Annotated in this window: 10 protein-coding genes; all 10 read left to right on the forward strand. The window is 42.6% G+C overall.

Going from position 1 to position 15,882, the window contains the following annotated elements:
* The coding region (locus tag ACR2F7_RS16085) for a SusC/RagA family TonB-linked outer membrane protein (RefSeq protein WP_432714560.1) at positions 1-1,865 on the forward strand (1,865 nt) is incomplete at its 5' end.
* A gap of 24 nt (positions 1,866-1,889) precedes the next feature.
* Entirely contained in the window at positions 1,890-3,689 is a 1,800-nt protein-coding gene (locus tag ACR2F7_RS16090) for a RagB/SusD family nutrient uptake outer membrane protein (protein WP_432714561.1), read from the forward strand.
* 21 nt (positions 3,690-3,710) lie between these two features.
* Positions 3,711-4,907 carry a DUF1735 domain-containing protein gene (locus ACR2F7_RS16095; RefSeq protein WP_432714562.1) on the forward strand — a complete coding sequence of 399 codons (1,197 nt, stop codon included), beginning with the start codon at positions 3,711-3,713 and terminating at the stop codon, positions 4,905-4,907.
* Positions 4,908-4,987: 80 nt separating this feature from the next.
* The gene (locus ACR2F7_RS16100; protein WP_432714563.1) at positions 4,988-7,171 is read left to right on the forward strand and encodes an alpha-N-acetylglucosaminidase; all 2,184 of its coding nucleotides are present in this window, start codon (positions 4,988-4,990) and stop codon (positions 7,169-7,171) included.
* A 5-nt stretch (positions 7,172-7,176) separates the two neighbouring features.
* A complete protein-coding gene (locus ACR2F7_RS16105; protein WP_432714564.1) occupies positions 7,177-9,429 on the forward strand; it encodes an alpha-N-acetylglucosaminidase in 2,253 nt (750 codons plus the stop codon).
* 19 nt (positions 9,430-9,448) lie between these two features.
* Entirely contained in the window at positions 9,449-10,258 is an 810-nt protein-coding gene (locus ACR2F7_RS16110) for an N-acetylmuramic acid 6-phosphate etherase (protein WP_432714565.1), read from the forward strand.
* A 14-nt stretch (positions 10,259-10,272) separates the two neighbouring features.
* Entirely contained in the window at positions 10,273-11,934 is a 1,662-nt protein-coding gene (locus ACR2F7_RS16115; RefSeq protein WP_432714566.1) for a hypothetical protein, read from the forward strand.
* A 1-nt stretch (position 11,935) separates the two neighbouring features.
* Complete coding sequence (locus ACR2F7_RS16120; RefSeq protein ID WP_432714567.1) at positions 11,936-13,231, forward strand: sugar MFS transporter; 1,296 nt, start codon at positions 11,936-11,938, stop codon at positions 13,229-13,231.
* Positions 13,228-14,085, forward strand: a complete 858-nt coding sequence (locus tag ACR2F7_RS16125) for an N-acetylglucosamine kinase (protein ID WP_432714568.1) — start codon at positions 13,228-13,230, stop codon at positions 14,083-14,085. Before ACR2F7_RS16120 ends, ACR2F7_RS16125 begins: the two co-directional genes overlap by 4 nt.
* Before the next feature lie 153 nt (positions 14,086-14,238).
* Positions 14,239-15,873 carry an ABC-F family ATP-binding cassette domain-containing protein gene (locus tag ACR2F7_RS16130; protein WP_432714569.1) on the forward strand — a complete coding sequence of 545 codons (1,635 nt, stop codon included), beginning with the start codon at positions 14,239-14,241 and terminating at the stop codon, positions 15,871-15,873.
* Positions 15,874-15,882: the final 9 nt, after the last annotated feature.

The following is a 15,882-nucleotide window of genomic DNA, read 5'->3' on the forward strand; positions in this document are numbered from 1 at the left end:
ATATCTTTAATTCGCTTAAAGTGATTTCGCCTATTGCATATCCAATTACCAATCCTGACGGTACACCAGGCGGTGCATCAAATTATCTTGGCTGGAATCCATGGGCCCGGGCAACACAGTCTGGCTATACTACTCAAGACCGAAGTAATTTGCAGGGAACCTTTGCAATGAAATGGGATTTATCGTCGTTCACCACAAAAGGATTATCTGTGAGGGCGCTGTTTTCCTACGACCGCTATGCTCAAACCGACAATACCCGAAGAAAGGCCTTTCTTGTTAAACGATATTTAGGTCAGGATCCAGTAGACGGTCATGATCTCTATTCTATACCTTTTCAGGAAGAACAACCATTGGGTTATGGTGTAGGGGGTTATAGCAATAGGGCAATCTACACGGAAGGTCAAATCAATTACGATCGTACGTTCAGTAAACATAACCTGGCGGCAATGATCCTGCTCAACCAACGTGATTATGTAAACCTTTCTGCAGGAAGTTCAAGACTTAATTTGCCTTATCGCAGGAGGGGCGTCGCAGGCAGAACCACCTACAATTATGACGACCGCTACCTTATGGAATTTAACTTCGGTTATAATGGTTCTGAAAACTTCCCTGACGGCAAAAAGTATGGGTTTTTCCCTGCAGTTTCAGCAGGCTGGGTAATTTCGAACGAAAAATTCTGGAACGTTCCTTTTATCAGCAACTTCAAGTTAAGGGGTTCACGTGGACTGGTTGGAAACGATAATATAGGTCAGCGCTTTTTGTTTCTGAGTACCATACGAACAAATGGTCAGTCGTATCTATTTGGTCAGGATCAGCAGTTGTTCAACGGGATGGAAGAAGAAGCCATTGGTAATATGGATGTAACATGGGAAAGAGCAACTAAAAATAACATTGGCTTAGAACTTGGCTTCTTCGATAGCAAGGTTACCCTTCAGGTGGATGCATTCAACGAAAACAGGAAAGATATTTTGCTGCGCAGGGGGACAGTGCCTGATTTCGCCGGATTCTTTCCATGGTCAATTCCCTATGGTAACCTGGGAAAAATAAAAAATAAGGGTATCGATGGATTACTTGAAATGAGAAACACCACCAGCAAAGGCTTCTTTTATTCAATGAGAGTGAATTATACCTATGCCAAAAATACCATTATAGAAAATGATGAGCCGAGCAAAAAGTATCCGTATTTGTCTGGTAAAGGCCGGTCTTTATTACAACCTATAGGTTTTGTAGCTGATGGTTTCTTCCAAAGTCAGGATGAAATTGACACTAGTCCGCGTCAGGTATTTTCTACGCCACGAGTAGGTGATGTGAAGTATAAAGATATTAATGGCGACGGTTTGGTCGACGCATATGATCAGATTCCTATAGGGCATGCCAGACTTCCAGAAATGACATTCGGTTTTGGGGGCACAGTTGCCTATAAGGGCTTCGACGCCAGTATCTACTTCACAGGAGCTGCAAGAACGAGTATCTTTTTAAGCGGGCAGTCAATCTGGCCTTTTTATGACGGCCTGGGGGTGAATAATGTGCTTACCGAATATTATGATAACAGGTGGACACCTACCAATGATAACGCATTGTATCCGGCTATTGACGTAGGTAATAATCCGAACAACTTTTTAAACTCTACGCTGTACATGCGCAATGGTAACTTTTTAAGATTGCGTAACGCCGAATTTGGATACACCTTGCCGAAAAGAACTTCCAGCAGTATTGGTGTATCAAAGATTAGGTTTTTTGTGAATGCTGTTAATCTTTATACATGGGATCATGTTAAAATAATCGATCCTGAGTCTAACGACGGTACAGGCGGCTATCCACTGCAAAGGTCTTTCAATGGTGGCTTACAGGTAGACTTCAAATAATTTATCAGATTTAAAGCAATTAGTATGAACTACAAATATTTATTCAGTGTCCTGGTGATGCTGTCGCTCATCACCACATCTTGCCGTAAAGATTTTTTAGAAAAAACTCCGGAAGAGGATATTACCATTGAAGAGGCTTTTCAAAAGCGTAATTATGCAGAAGCATTTCTTACCGACATTTATGCGGGTCTACCCAATGAGATCTATTTCACAGATTTACTCGACATTAATCCATTTGTAGTTGCAGCGGATGAAATGAATGTGCCATGGCCGGAGAAGTTTGGAAAGCTGATGAACAAGGGTTCCTGGAACAGCTACAATGTAGCTGGACAGATTTGGAAAAATATGTATGAGGGGATCCGTAAAGCGAATATTTTTCTAAAATACATCAAGCTTACGCCAGTTGACGCGGATTTTACGCAACAACAAAAGGATACCTGGATAGGGGAGGCGATGTACTTGAGGGCATTCTATCATTTTCAGCTGATGCGCATATATGGTCCTGTTCCCATCTTGGACAAAGATTTGGGCGTGAGTGATGACTTTAACACCATCAGGCGTCAGCCGCTACAGGATTGCGTGGATTTTGTAGTCAATGAATGTAATGCTGCCATGGTTTACCTCCCTATGAAAAGAGCAGATCTGCGTGAGCTCGGCCGCCCAACAGGAGCAGCAGCGTTGGCCATGAAGGCACGTGTACTGCTTTATAGTGCAAGTCCGTTGTGGAATGGAAACCCTGACTACGCAAATTTCGTAGACAACAATGGTACCCAACTTTTTCCTGCGCAATATGACGCGAATAAATGGCAACTGGCTGCCAATGCTGCTAAAGAATGCATTGACCTTTGTGAGGCTGCTGGATATAAATTATTCAATGTTTACAGCTCAGATCCAGTGAAGAATTATCAGCAGCTGTTTATTGAGAATAACAATTCAGAAGTATTGTTCGCCCGTAATTCCGGCAGAGATGGATGGATGGAGAAATCCTCGTTTCCGAGTAGTTTAAGTGGATGGAATGGATGGAACCCGACGCAGGGGCAGGTAGATGCCTATGAAATGAGTAATGGCCAGGCGCCAATTACCGGCTACAACGCCAACGGAACCCCGGTAGTTAATCCAGCTTCGGGATATGTAGAAACTGGATTTACCACCACCGCGGGTGCTAATCGATGGCCTGCTGGTGTCAGGAATATGTATATTAATCGTGATCCACGTTTTTATGCTACAATCAATTTTAACGGTGCAACCTTTGTTGGCAGACAAATGCAGTTCTGGGCATCCGGAGCTGATGGGAGAGGTGTGGCAGGGCGTGACTACAATACAACCGGCTACTTGTTAAAGAAGTTTTCTGACCCTACAGTAAATATATCCCAGGGACGGTTTTCGCTAAAGACATGGATTTATTACCGGTTAGGCGAGATTTACCTGAATTATGCTGAGGCATTAAACGAAGCCACTGGCCCTGTAGCAGAGGTGTACAAATATGTTAATGCAATAAGAGAACGCGCTGGGATGCCGGCACTACCCGCAGGATTATTAAAAGAGGAGATGCGGACCAGAATCCGTCAGGAGCGCAGAATTGAGCTTGCGTTTGAAACTCACCGTTATTTCGATACCCACCGTTGGAAAATAGCGGCTACAACTGATAGCAAACCTGTTTACGGGATGAACATCGCCGCAGGAACTTCATTAACTGATGAAGCTTTCTATATCAGAACACTCATTGAGACCCGAGTGTTCCAGGCACCAAAACATAACCTTTTTCCATTGCCTCAAAGTGAAATTGACAAAGCCCCTAATATTATTCAGAACCCAGGTTGGTAGGCTGCTAAAATGATTAATAACATGAAAAAAACAAAATTAGCTGCATTGATGGGCATTTTTATGGTGCTGGCAGCATGTAGTAAAGAAGTAGATGTAAATCTGGACGTTCCGGGAGCGGCATCTTTTAAAAAGTTATATATGCCGCAAGCCGCGTATAATCCGGTGGCAAGCGCGGTTAGCATAGTGGATAAAGATACAAGCTTTACCTACAGTGCTTTCTTGGGAGGAACCTCTGCAGCATCAAGAGAAATTACTGTGCATTTTAGTGTGTTGCCGGAAAAAGTTGCGGCCTACAATAAGCAAAACGGCACCAACTATAGTATAATGCCTGCCGGCAGCTATACGCTGGAGGCCACAACGTCGACGATTCCAAAAGGCAAACAAACCACCGGCAAACATTTGCTAAGTATCAAATCTATTGGATTTATTAATCCTTTTGAGACTTATCTGCTGCCGGTTACCGTTACACGAGAGGGCGAAGATGTATTGTTAAACGAAGATCTCGCAACTACCTATTACTTGTTTACTGGTTCCTATGCTCAGGGTGAAGTACCCAGGGAAAAGGTGTATTCTTTTGGCAGGAATGCCGGGAAGCTCTTTACGCATTACTACAGTGGAGATATCGTGCGCACAGATCCAGTCAATGGAAACCTGCTACGATACCCGATGCAGGAAAACGGAACTTACGGTGCACCGAAATTGATAGGTTCAGGCTTCAATATTTTCAACCTGATCATGCATTTTGGAGGAGACCGTATCATTGGACGCCGAACTGATAATGGAAATCTCCTTAGCTTCAACTTTGATAGAAATGATAACGTAAGCAACACCAGGGAGATAGGTCAGGGTTGGAATGTCTTCACAAAGGTTATTCCTTTCAAAGCTTCACTTTTAGGTATAAATGCGGCAGGAGCCATGACCTTATATCCTTTGAATGCCGGCGGCGGCTTCGGCGGTGCAAAAGCTGCTGGAACAGGCTGGGATGCATTCGTGCAGATTCTTCCTTACCAGAATTCACTTCTTGCTATTGAATCTAATGGAACCATGTGGCAATATCCGTTTTCAGACGACGGTGTTGCAGGTGCTAGAATTAAAGTTGGAACGGGCTGGAATATGTATGATTTGGTGATTACTTCAGGCACTGATCTCTTAGGTCTTGATAGTAATGGCGACTTGTGGAGATATAAATTTAACCCCCTTGGCTTATGGCCATTATAACAGTAATAAATATGACTTTTATAAATTTCAAGCGACCTATCCTGTTAACTTTTTTGCTTTGTCTTACAGTCTCCATGGCGATGTCGCAATCCGCGGAAGGCGGCCGTCCTTTCAACAAGAAAGCAAGCCTGGAACTCATCAAGCGTGTATTACCAAAATATGCAAGTCGTTTTGAAGTTGCATACATCCCTCAGGAGAATAATAAAGACGTTTTCGAGCTGGAAAGTAAAGGAGATAAAATTTTACTCAAAGGAAGCAACGGGGTGGCGGTAGCTAGTGCATTAAACTATTGGCTGAAGAGTTATGCAAAATGCGAAATCAGCTGGAACGGGACTAATCTGAACATTCCTGTTCCTTTTCCAACCGTGCCAGAAAGGGTTCGGAAAGTAACGCCTCACGAGTACCGCTATTACTTTAACTATTGCACCTTTAATTATACCGCCACATGGTGGGATTGGGAAAGATGGCAATGGGAGATTGATTTCATGGCGCTAAACGGTATTAATATGCCGCTTGCCCTCACTGGTCAAAATTCTGTTTGGGATAAAGTGTATCGCAGCATGGGCTTTACGGATAAAGATATGGATGCATTTTTTAGCGGACCTGCTTATACGAATTGGTTTTGGATGGGTAATCTGGATGCCTGGGGAGGACCGATGTCTAAAAAGTTCATGCAACAGCAGGAAGATTTACAAAAGAAGATTCTCGAAAGAGAGCGTTCTTTAGGGATGACACCAATATTGCCATCTTTTACCGGGCATGTACCACCTTCTTTTAAGGATAGGTTTCCGGAGGTGAAGGTAAATACCCAACAGTGGGGTATTAATGTGGCGCCTGCTTATGTATTGAATCCCGAAACACCCATGTTCAAGGAGATTGGGAAGAAGTTTCTTACTGAACTGATTAAAACGTTTGGCACCGATCACTTGTATTCAGCAGATACCTTTAACGAAATGACGCCTGTCAGCAATGACTCCACCTATCTCAATGGCATGGCCAAGAAGATTTATGAGTCTATGGCTGCCGTAGATTCGCAAGCTGTGTGGGTAATGCAGGGTTGGATGTTCTTAGACAGACCGAATTTTTGGGAGCCTACACAAATGAAGGCCTTATTTAGTGCAGTACCTAAAAATAAATTAATTGCGCTGGATCTCAACAGTGAGCTATATCCCGTATGGAACAGAACGGAAGCATTTTACGGTCAAAAATGGATCTGGTGTATGCTGCATAATTTTGGAGGTCGCATTAGTATGTTCGGTGATATGGGACGAATTGCTAATGATCCGCTCGAAGCATTAAATAGTGAAAATTCTGGAAATATGTCTGGAATAGGCTTGACAATGGAGGGAATAGAGCAAAACCCAGCTGTATATTCATTAATGCTGGAACATGTTTGGAACACTAAGCCTATCCAATTAGACGACTGGCTGAAAGACTATGCCCAACGACGGTATGGAAAGAAAAACGCTGCGGCTGAAAAGGCCTGGAAGATACTAAGAAATACAGTCTACAGTCATCAGCCATGGTGGGGAACCAATTCCATCATTACTGGTAGACCAACGTTTGCCAAGGAGACAGCCTGGACATATACCGATATCCCTTACAACACAACAGAGCTGCTGGAAGCATGCAGGCAATTGATCGTAGCATCGGATGAGCTGAAAGGCAGCGATGGCTTTGAGTATGACCTCGTTGATGTAACACGGCAGGTGCTGGCCAACTACTCAAATGTTCTTCAGGAGAGCTTCGCCATGGACTACCAGAATAAAAATTTTGCTGACTTTGATAAGAAGAGTGTGAAGTTCCTTGAGTTGATTGATGATATGGATATGCTGCTGGCAACCCGAAAAGACTTTTTACTTGGCCGCTGGTTAAACAGCGCTAAGCGCCTTGGAAGTAATAAACAGGAAAAGAAGTTATTTGAGCGAAACGCACGTGACCTGATTACCTTATGGTTAGATAAGGATTGCAATATTCATGAATACGCCTGCAAGGAATGGTCGGGGATGTTCAAAGGCTTTTATAAACCTCGCTGGCAGCAGTTTTTTGCCGAGGTTAAGAAAAGTACAGCCAACGGGAAACAATTCGATCAGGAGCAATTTGAGAATAACATAAAAAACTGGGAATGGGACTGGGTTAATGGCACAGAAGCCTACGCGGATAAGGTGAATGGTCATCCAGTTAATACCGCTAAAGCATTATTTGCAAAATATAGTGCTGAAATTAATAAGGCTTATTCTAAACATACAAACACACAAAAATAAAATCTATGATGCGACTAATTAAAAAGCGACTCTTTTTTACTTTAATAATCTCATTCGTTGCTTTCGCCACAGGATATGGGCGATCGGCAACGGATGCAAATGAGCTAAACATAAAGGCTAGTCATGACCTGATTAAAAGGATCATCCCTAAGTATGCGGATAGATTCGAAATAGCTTATATTCCAAAGGAGAATGATAAAGATGTTTTTTCATTACAAAACAAGAACGGAAAAATACTCTTAAAAGGAAACAACGGCGTATCTGTAGCGAGTGCATTTAATTACTGGCTACAAAATTATGCACATTGCAGCATCAGCTGGAACGGAAGCAACTTGAATATTCCCCAGCCTTTTCCGATGGTTCCTAAAAAGATCCACAAGGTAACACCGCATGAATATCGTCATTATTTTAACTACTGTACTTTTAACTATACTGCTTCATGGTGGGACTGGGAGAGATGGCAATGGGAAATCGATTTCATGGCACTCAATGGCATCAACATGCCCCTGGCCATGACAGGGCAAAATGCCCTTTGGGACAGGGTGTACCGCAGTATGGGATTTACCGATGAAGAAATGGGACAGTTTTTTACCGGTCCAGCTTATTTTATGTGGTTCTGGGCAGGCAACATTGACGGTCTAAACGGGCCGCTACCGCAAAGCTGGATGAAGCGTGAGGAAGCACTGCAAAAGAAAATCCTGGCACGTGAACGTGAGTTGGGTATGAGACCTATTTTACCTGCTTTTAGCGGCCACGTACCGCCAGCATTCAAAGACAGGTTTCCTAATGCTAAGATTGATAAGTTGAACTGGGAGGGACGCTTTGCCGATACCTATGTGTTGCATCCTGATGATCCCTTGTTTCAGGAGATAGGTGATAAATTTATGAAAGAACAGGATAAAGCATTTGGCAATGTTGACCACCTCTATGGTGCCGACACTTTCAACGAGATGTTTTTACCATATGAAGATACCTCTTATGTACGTAAAATTGGTAAGGCAGTATACCAGGGAATGGCTAAGGTTGATCCAAAGGCTGTTTGGGTAATGCAGGGCTGGATGTTTTGGGATAAGAGGGATTTCTGGAAACCTGAAAGGATTAATAATTACTTGAGTGATGTGCCTGACAATAATCTGATTATATTAGACCTATTTGCTGATGAGCAACCTATTTGGACCAAAACTGATGCCTTTTATGGCAAGAAATGGATATGGTGCATGCTTCATAACTTTGGCGGCAGAAATGTACTGTACGGTAACCTTGATTATCTTGCTAAAGAGCCTGCTGAAATGGTGCACGATCCTAACAGGGGTAATTTGTCGGGTATTGGGCTTGTACCTGAGGGTATTGAGCAAAATCCAGTGGTCTATTCATTGATGCTGGACCATGTATGGAATAACCAACCTATAAATGTACCAGCCTGGTTGTCAAATTATATTCACAGCCGTTACGGTAAGAAGAATGCTAACATTGAATCAGCCTGGAAAATATTACACAAAACCGTTTATTCTCAAACAGGTAGTTATGAGTCCATCATCAGTGCCCGTCCAACATTCGACAAAAGTGCTGATTGGGCTGGAACAGATCTTGGTTACAATCCTGCCGAGTTAATTGGCGCATGGGATCAGCTGCTTCTTCCTTCAGCAGCTTTCAAAACAAGCGATACTTATCAATTTGACCTGGTTACTGTAGGCAGACAGGTAATGGCCAACTACGCAAAAGTGTTGCAGCAGCAGTTTGCTCAGGATTATAAAAAAGGCGATAGGCAAGCCTTCAGGAAGCATACACTTGCTTACCTTGAGCTAATTGACGATATGGACGTTTTGATGGCTACCCGTAAAGACTTTCTGTTGGGTAAATGGCTTAATGATGCCAAGGCCATTGCAACGAACGATAAGGAGAGACAGTTGTACGAAATGAATGCACGGGATCTGATTACCTTATGGGGCGGAAAGGACGCCTCGCTACATGACTATGCTACTAAACAGTGGTCTGGTTTATTTAAAGGTTTCTACAAAAAACGCTGGCAGCTTTTTATAGATGATGCAACGATTGCACTTGAAAAGGGTAAAACCTTCGATCAGGATAACTTTGCTGAAAAAGTAAAACAATGGGAATGGAAGTGGGTGAACAGCAGAGAGTCATATCCCGATAAACCAGTAGGCGATCCAATTGTCATCTCCAAAACTATGCATAAAAAGTATGCGCGAATGATTGCCGATGTATATAAAACCAAACCTCAATTTACAAAGAACTAATACTATAAAATTAAAACATATGACCCTTATTACTGAGCAAGCTTCAAAGTACAGAAATCTTGAAACCCAATCAATCGAAGAATTAGTTTCTAATATTAACAAAGAGGACCAGCTTGTTGCACTGGCCATTGAAAAACAGCTGCCTCAAATTTCCAAAATGATTGAGGCAATTGTGGATACACTTAAAAAAGGTGGCAGAATGTTCTATGTTGGTGCGGGCAGCGGTGGCAGGTTGTCAGTTTTAGATGTAATTGAGCTCCCTACAACCTATGGAATTCCTAAAGGTGTGTTTAATTCCGTGCTCGCTGGTGGTGTAGACCGTCTTGCGGATGCATTGGAAGAAATGGAAGATAATATAAATGAAGGTTGGGAAAGACTCAGTGAATATGCGATCTCCCCTAATGATATCGTAGTCGGTATTTCGGCCAGCGGTACCACGCCTTTTGTATTGGAAGCTTTGAAAAAGTGCCGCGAAAATAAGATCACCACAGGTTGCATTGTTCATAATCCTGATTCTCCAATAGCAGCCCATGCAGACTTGCCGGTTGAGGTAGTGATGGGACCTGAGTTCATTACCGGAAGTACACGCATGAAATGCGGTACCGCGCAGAAAATGTTGTTTGACATGATCAGTACAACAACAATGGTACAGCTTGGAAGGGTAGAAGACAACAGCATGATCAACGTAAAATTGATTAACAACAAAATAATTGACCGCGGCATAAAAATGTTTATGGAGAAGTCTGGTGTTCAAGATTATCAGGAAGCTAAATCTATTGTATTAAAACACGGAAGTGTTAAAAAAGCGATGGAGAGCATGATTGGATAATGCGGTATCAGAATATGAAGTTAAAGATAGTTATTCAGGTAATTTCACTTCTTATTTATGCAGGTGCGCAGGCTCAGACCGACTATATGGTTGGTGCTTCAAAGGTAAGCATTGAGCCTGCACAATCTGCTTTTTCCCTGGCACTAGCGGGGTATGGAGTGCCTCGTGAAGGTCGTTTTACACTGGAATGGGTAGATAAGGGCGCGGCAAATAACAGTAATCCGCTTTGGAGACAGATCAGTAGATCCCGAAGCCCGGCAGCAAGCGTCAACAATTTTAAGTTGGATAAGGCATTGCTCCCCGGCGGACTGCTTAATTTAGCCATTCATCAGAAGCAGATTTATGCCTTAACAGATGGAAACGCATTATTGAAATACCAACCTGCAAAGCAGCAAAAGTGGTTGTCAATAGCCCGCTATAACGGACTTACCTATAACCAGGATATTAGAGAAGTTGTCATTGCCAAAGGGATGCTCTATGGAATTGGTAAGGATAATCGTGTGTATATGGCTGTACACAGCAGTAATGAGGACTTATCGGTATCTGCATTAGCAATCAAAGCAGATCAAAAAACGGTGGTCATTATGGGAATGGATGTATGCGGCATTAACAGCTCTTTTATTGAGCCTATAAAGCAACACATCTACAAGACGTTTAAAATTCCGCCTTCAGCAATCCTTATTAATGCATCACACACACATTTTGCGCCAGTTTCGCAAGACTGGAGCACCTGGGGAGAACCCATGCAGTATCCAGACAGCATTTATTTAAATACCGTAATTAAGGAAGCCATCGTCAAAGCGGTAAAAACGGCTCTCAAGAACATGAAGCGGTCAAGCATACAGTTTGGGCGTGGAAAAACTAACATAGGGATGAACAGGAGTCTAACCGGTGCTGATGCCTTATATGATAACGATGTCGACGTGTTAGTGGCTAATCATACCAAGGGAGGCAGCAAGGATCTGATTTTCTTAACCGGATGCCATCCAGTGTTTGATAACTCAGGAAAGGAAGGTGTAACAATAAGTGCAAACTATCCGGGTGTGGTCAGGCGCCACCTGTTTGATGAGGCGGGGATTGCTAACGCCTTATTTTTACAGGGCTGTGGGGGAGATATCAACCCGAAACAAAATAGCTATGTAAAAACCGGTGACAGCCTGGCCTTGGATGTATTGAACATATTGAACAGCCCTATGAAGCGTATTGAAGGGGCAATTTCCTACCGTTTAGACACGCTGAGGGTGCCGGTAAAATCCATGCCGGTGCAAAATATCCGCGACTTTAAAGCCGACAATAGTAACCAGCCTGGAAACGTATATGCAGAAAAAAATGTAAGATGGGCAGATTTAATGCTTAACTATGTGGCAGAAAATAAAATGCCACAGGTGATGCCCGTATATATCCAGACCATCAACATTGGTAATTGGAAACTGGTAGGCTTATCTCGTGAAGCGGTAACAGCATACAGTATTGGAATTAAAGGTTTATGGCCTGATCAACTGGTAAGCGTGGCTGGTTATTGTAATGACGTGTCAAGCTATTTACCGACGCGGGCACACATCAAGGCGCAGGGTTATGAAGGCCTTGATTCTTTCTATTGGTACGGGCAGCCTGCGGTATTTCCAGAGAATATTTATGAACAGATCGTGGACAGAATAAAAGAAAAAAACTACTAATATGACTACAGTTAAACAAGCGTCCCCTAATCTGATTAGTTCAGTGGTCAGTCCTCTAATGATGATTGGTATTCTGTTCTTTGTTTTTGGCTTTGTTACCTGGCTTAGTTCTGTGCTCATTCCATATTTACAAATCGCCTGCGAGCTCAATAATTTTCAATCATACCTGGTTGCCTTTGCCTTTTACGTCTCCTATTTCATTATGGGTATACCCTCTGGCTGGCTGCTCAATGCGACTGGATTTAAAAAGGGGATGTCCGTAGGATTGTTACTGGTGGCCCTTGGTTCATTGCTTTTTATCCCCGCAGCCATCAACAGGCAGTATTCTATGTTTTTATTTGGTTTGTTTATTCAGGGAACTGGTTTGACGGTCCTACAAACTGCATCAAATCCCTACGTTACTATTTTGGGACCAAAAGAAAGTGCAGCGCGAAGAATCAGTTTCATGGGAATATGCAATGGAGTTGCCGGTGCAATAGCGCCCGTTATTCTTGGAGCTGTTATCTTAAATGACGCAGATGCCTTAAAAGATAGGTTGTTGTCCTTAAATCCGGCTGAAAAGATTACCGCATTAAATCATCTGGCAAATAAGGTAATTGTGCCCTATATTCTGATTACGGCAATTCTGGTCGTTTTGGCCGTGATCATATATTTCTCCGCTTTACCAGAAATCAATGAGGCAGAAGAGGATGAACATACTGGTGCTGGTTCGCAGGAGGCAAGGACATCAATCTTTCAATTTCCTCACCTACTTCTGGGCGTTTTTGTGTTATTTTTGTATACTGGCGTTGAAGTTATCGCAGGTAACAGCATCATTGGATATGGTGCCTTCCAGGGACTCCCGTTATCCAGTGCTAAGTTTTTTACTTCCTTTACGCTCATCAGCATGCTGGCAGGTTACCTCATTGGCATCGTCTGCATTCCAAGATTCTTTAGTCAGGAGAATGCCCTCAAAGCATCAGCCTTGCTGGGTATTCTATTTGCTGTTTTAGCTGTGTTGACTAATGGATTGACATCCGTTGTATGTGTGGCCCTGTTAGGCTTGGCAAATTCGCTGATGTGGCCCTCTATCTGGCCCCTCGCCATCGAAGGTTTAGGTAAGTTTACAAAAATAGGATCTTCATTATTGGTAATGGCCATCTCAGGGGCAGCGTTATTGCCTCTTCTATATGGTTACTTAGCAGACCAGATCAACGAACAACAGGCTTACTTAATGGTCATTCCCTGCTATATAGTTATTGGATACTATGCGGTTTCCGGACATAAAATTGGAAAAAATTTAAAGAATAAATTATGATTTTAATCGCAGATAGTGGATCAACAAAGACAGATTGGTGCCTGCTTGATGAGGCAGGAACGGAAACCTATTTTACGACCGAGGGCTATAATCCTTTCTACGCGGATAAGGCTTATATTTCACGTTCCATTAAAAATAGTATTCCGTCGCACATCGACACCTTCAGCGTTAGCAAAATACATTTCTACGGCGCTGGATGTCAGGATGATCAAACTGAGGTCATGTGCAACATCCTGCAGGAAGTTTTTGAAAATGCTGATGAAATTAACGCTGAAGTTGATCTGTTAGCAGCGGCAAGAGGCTTATTGGGCAACCAACCCGGTTTTGCAGCAATACTTGGTACAGGCACCAATACTTGTCTGTATGACGGGCGTGGTATTACACATAATATTGATTCTTTAGGGTTTATTTTAGGAGATGAGGGAAGTGGTGCAGCAATCGGGAAGCAATTGTTAAGTGACTATTTGCGAAACAAAATGCCTGCGTCGGTGAGGGAGTTGTTCCTGGACACCTATGGACTTAAGCCCGATGAAGTTATTCACAAAGTATACTCCGAGCCCTTTGCAAATAGGTTCTGTGCGGGCTTTACCAAATTTTTAAAGCAACCCGGCGTGGATGAAAGTTACAGTCACCAGCTTGTTAAGCATTCGTTTACTGCGCTGTTTCAGAACCTGGTTTCTTGTTATCCTTCTTATTCAGCATATACCTTCAATTGTATTGGATCTGTCGGCTACCATTTCCAGGATGTATTGTCGGAGGTACTGGATGAGTTTGGAATGAAACAAGGTAAAATTTTAAGTTCCCTAATTAGGGAGCTTGTTAGTTACCATAAGATGAAAGTCAACTCAATATAATAACTGAAAACATGGAATCAAGTGCCAGCTATATCTGGAATGACATTTCTATTTGCATCTTATCCCTTTCAAAAAGATTACGGTGTTTCACCTAATCAGTTACCAAGTTAGGGATAACATCTTATCTTTGCCGAAATTCAATTTTCCTATACTGTGATTAACGTAAATAACATCTCCGTTTCATTTGGCGGAACCACCCTTTTTAGCGACGTAACTTTCCCAATCAACGAGAACGATAAAATCGCGCTGATGGGCAAGAATGGCGCAGGCAAGTCCACCATCCTAAAGATCATTGCCAATGTGGCTAAACCTACATCTGGCAGCGTAACTGGTCCGAAAGACGCGGTAATAGCGTACTTGCCACAACATTTGCTCACCGAAGATAAGGTTACCGTTTTTGAGGAAACGATGAAAGCTTTCCAGGAGGTAAACCAGATGAAAACAGAGCTGGAAGAGCTGAATGAGCAGCTGACTATCCGTACGGATTACGATAGTGATGACTACATGAAGCTGATTGAACGGGTGTCTGAACTGAGTGAAAAATTCTATTCTATTGAAGAGGTCAATTATGATGCTGAGGTAGAAAAAGTGCTTAAAGGATTAGGTTTTGCGCGCAAGGATTTTACACGTCAAACGTCTGAGTTTTCTGGCGGATGGCGTATGCGCATCGAGCTGGCCAAAATTCTGTTAAAGAAACCTGACCTCATCTTATTGGATGAGCCTACCAACCACATGGATATCGAAAGTATTCAATGGCTGGAAGATTTTCTGATCAACTCGGCAAAAGCGGTTGTCATCATTTCTCACGATCGTGCCTTTGTAGATAACATCACCAATCGTACCATCGAGGTAACCATGGGCAGAATCTACGATTACAAAGCCAAGTATACCCATTATCTTCAGTTGCGTGCCGACCGCCGTGTACACCAATTGAAAGCTTATGAGGAACAACAACGCTTTATTGCAGATAACATGGAGTTTATAGATCGCTTTAGAGGCACTTATTCTAAAACTTTGCAGGTGCAATCGCGTGTAAAGATGCTGGAAAAGTTAGAAGTGATTGAGATTGATGAAGTAGATACTTCCGCTTTACGATTGAAATTTCCACCCTCACCACGTTCTGGTCAATACCCTGTAATTGTAGAAGAACTGACTAAAGCTTATGGCGATCATGTGGTCTTCGAAAAAGCCGCTATGATTATTGAGAAGGGCGAAAAAGTGGCTTTCGTAGGTAAAAATGGGGAAGGTAAATCTACCATGATCAAAGCGATTATGGGTGAGATTGATTTCGAGGGAAGTTTAAAACTTGGTCATAATGCTAAGATCGGCTATTTTGCGCAAAACCAGGCCTCTTTGCTCGACGAGAACTTAACGGTATTCGAAACGATTGACCAGATTCCTTTAAGTGATGGCACCATCAAAATTAAAGATCTTTTGGGCGCCTTTATGTTCAGTGGCGATGATACCACTAAAAAGGTGAAGGTGCTCTCTGGAGGGGAAAAAACCCGTTTGGCAATGATCAAATTGCTGTTAGAGCCAGTAAACGTGTTGATTCTGGATGAGCCAACGAACCATTTAGACATGAAGACCAAAGATATCATTAAAGATGCCCTTAGGGATTTTGATGGTACATTAATTCTGGTATCCCATGATCGTGATTTCCTGGATGGGTTGGTACACAAGGTATTCGAGTTTGGTAATAAACGTGTCCGCGAGCACTTTGAAGATATCAAAGGTTTCTTAGCCTACAAAAAAATGGATACCTTAAAAGAAATAGAACAAAGTTAAGACTTGCAC

This window comes from Pedobacter sp. (assembly GCF_045628745.1).
In the GTDB taxonomy this organism is placed as follows: domain Bacteria; phylum Bacteroidota; class Bacteroidia; order Sphingobacteriales; family Sphingobacteriaceae; genus Pedobacter.

What these genes read in the sequence shown, in the direction of transcription:
- ACR2F7_RS16090 (WP_432714561.1), top strand. Translation starts at nt 1,890, where the DNA reads ATGAACTACAAATATTTATTCAGTGTCCTGGTGATGCTGTCGCTCATC.
- ACR2F7_RS16095 (WP_432714562.1), top strand. Translation starts at nt 3,711, where the DNA reads ATGAAAAAAACAAAATTAGCTGCATTGATGGGCATTTTTATGGTGCTG.
- ACR2F7_RS16100 (WP_432714563.1), top strand. Translation starts at nt 4,988, where the DNA reads ATGTCGCAATCCGCGGAAGGCGGCCGTCCTTTCAACAAGAAAGCAAGC.
- ACR2F7_RS16105 (WP_432714564.1), top strand. Translation starts at nt 7,177, where the DNA reads ATGATGCGACTAATTAAAAAGCGACTCTTTTTTACTTTAATAATCTCA.
- ACR2F7_RS16110 (WP_432714565.1), top strand. Translation starts at nt 9,449, where the DNA reads ATGACCCTTATTACTGAGCAAGCTTCAAAGTACAGAAATCTTGAAACC.
- ACR2F7_RS16115 (WP_432714566.1), top strand. Translation starts at nt 10,273, where the DNA reads ATGAAGTTAAAGATAGTTATTCAGGTAATTTCACTTCTTATTTATGCA.
- ACR2F7_RS16120 (WP_432714567.1), top strand. Translation starts at nt 11,936, where the DNA reads ATGACTACAGTTAAACAAGCGTCCCCTAATCTGATTAGTTCAGTGGTC.
- ACR2F7_RS16125 (WP_432714568.1), top strand. Translation starts at nt 13,228, where the DNA reads ATGATTTTAATCGCAGATAGTGGATCAACAAAGACAGATTGGTGCCTG.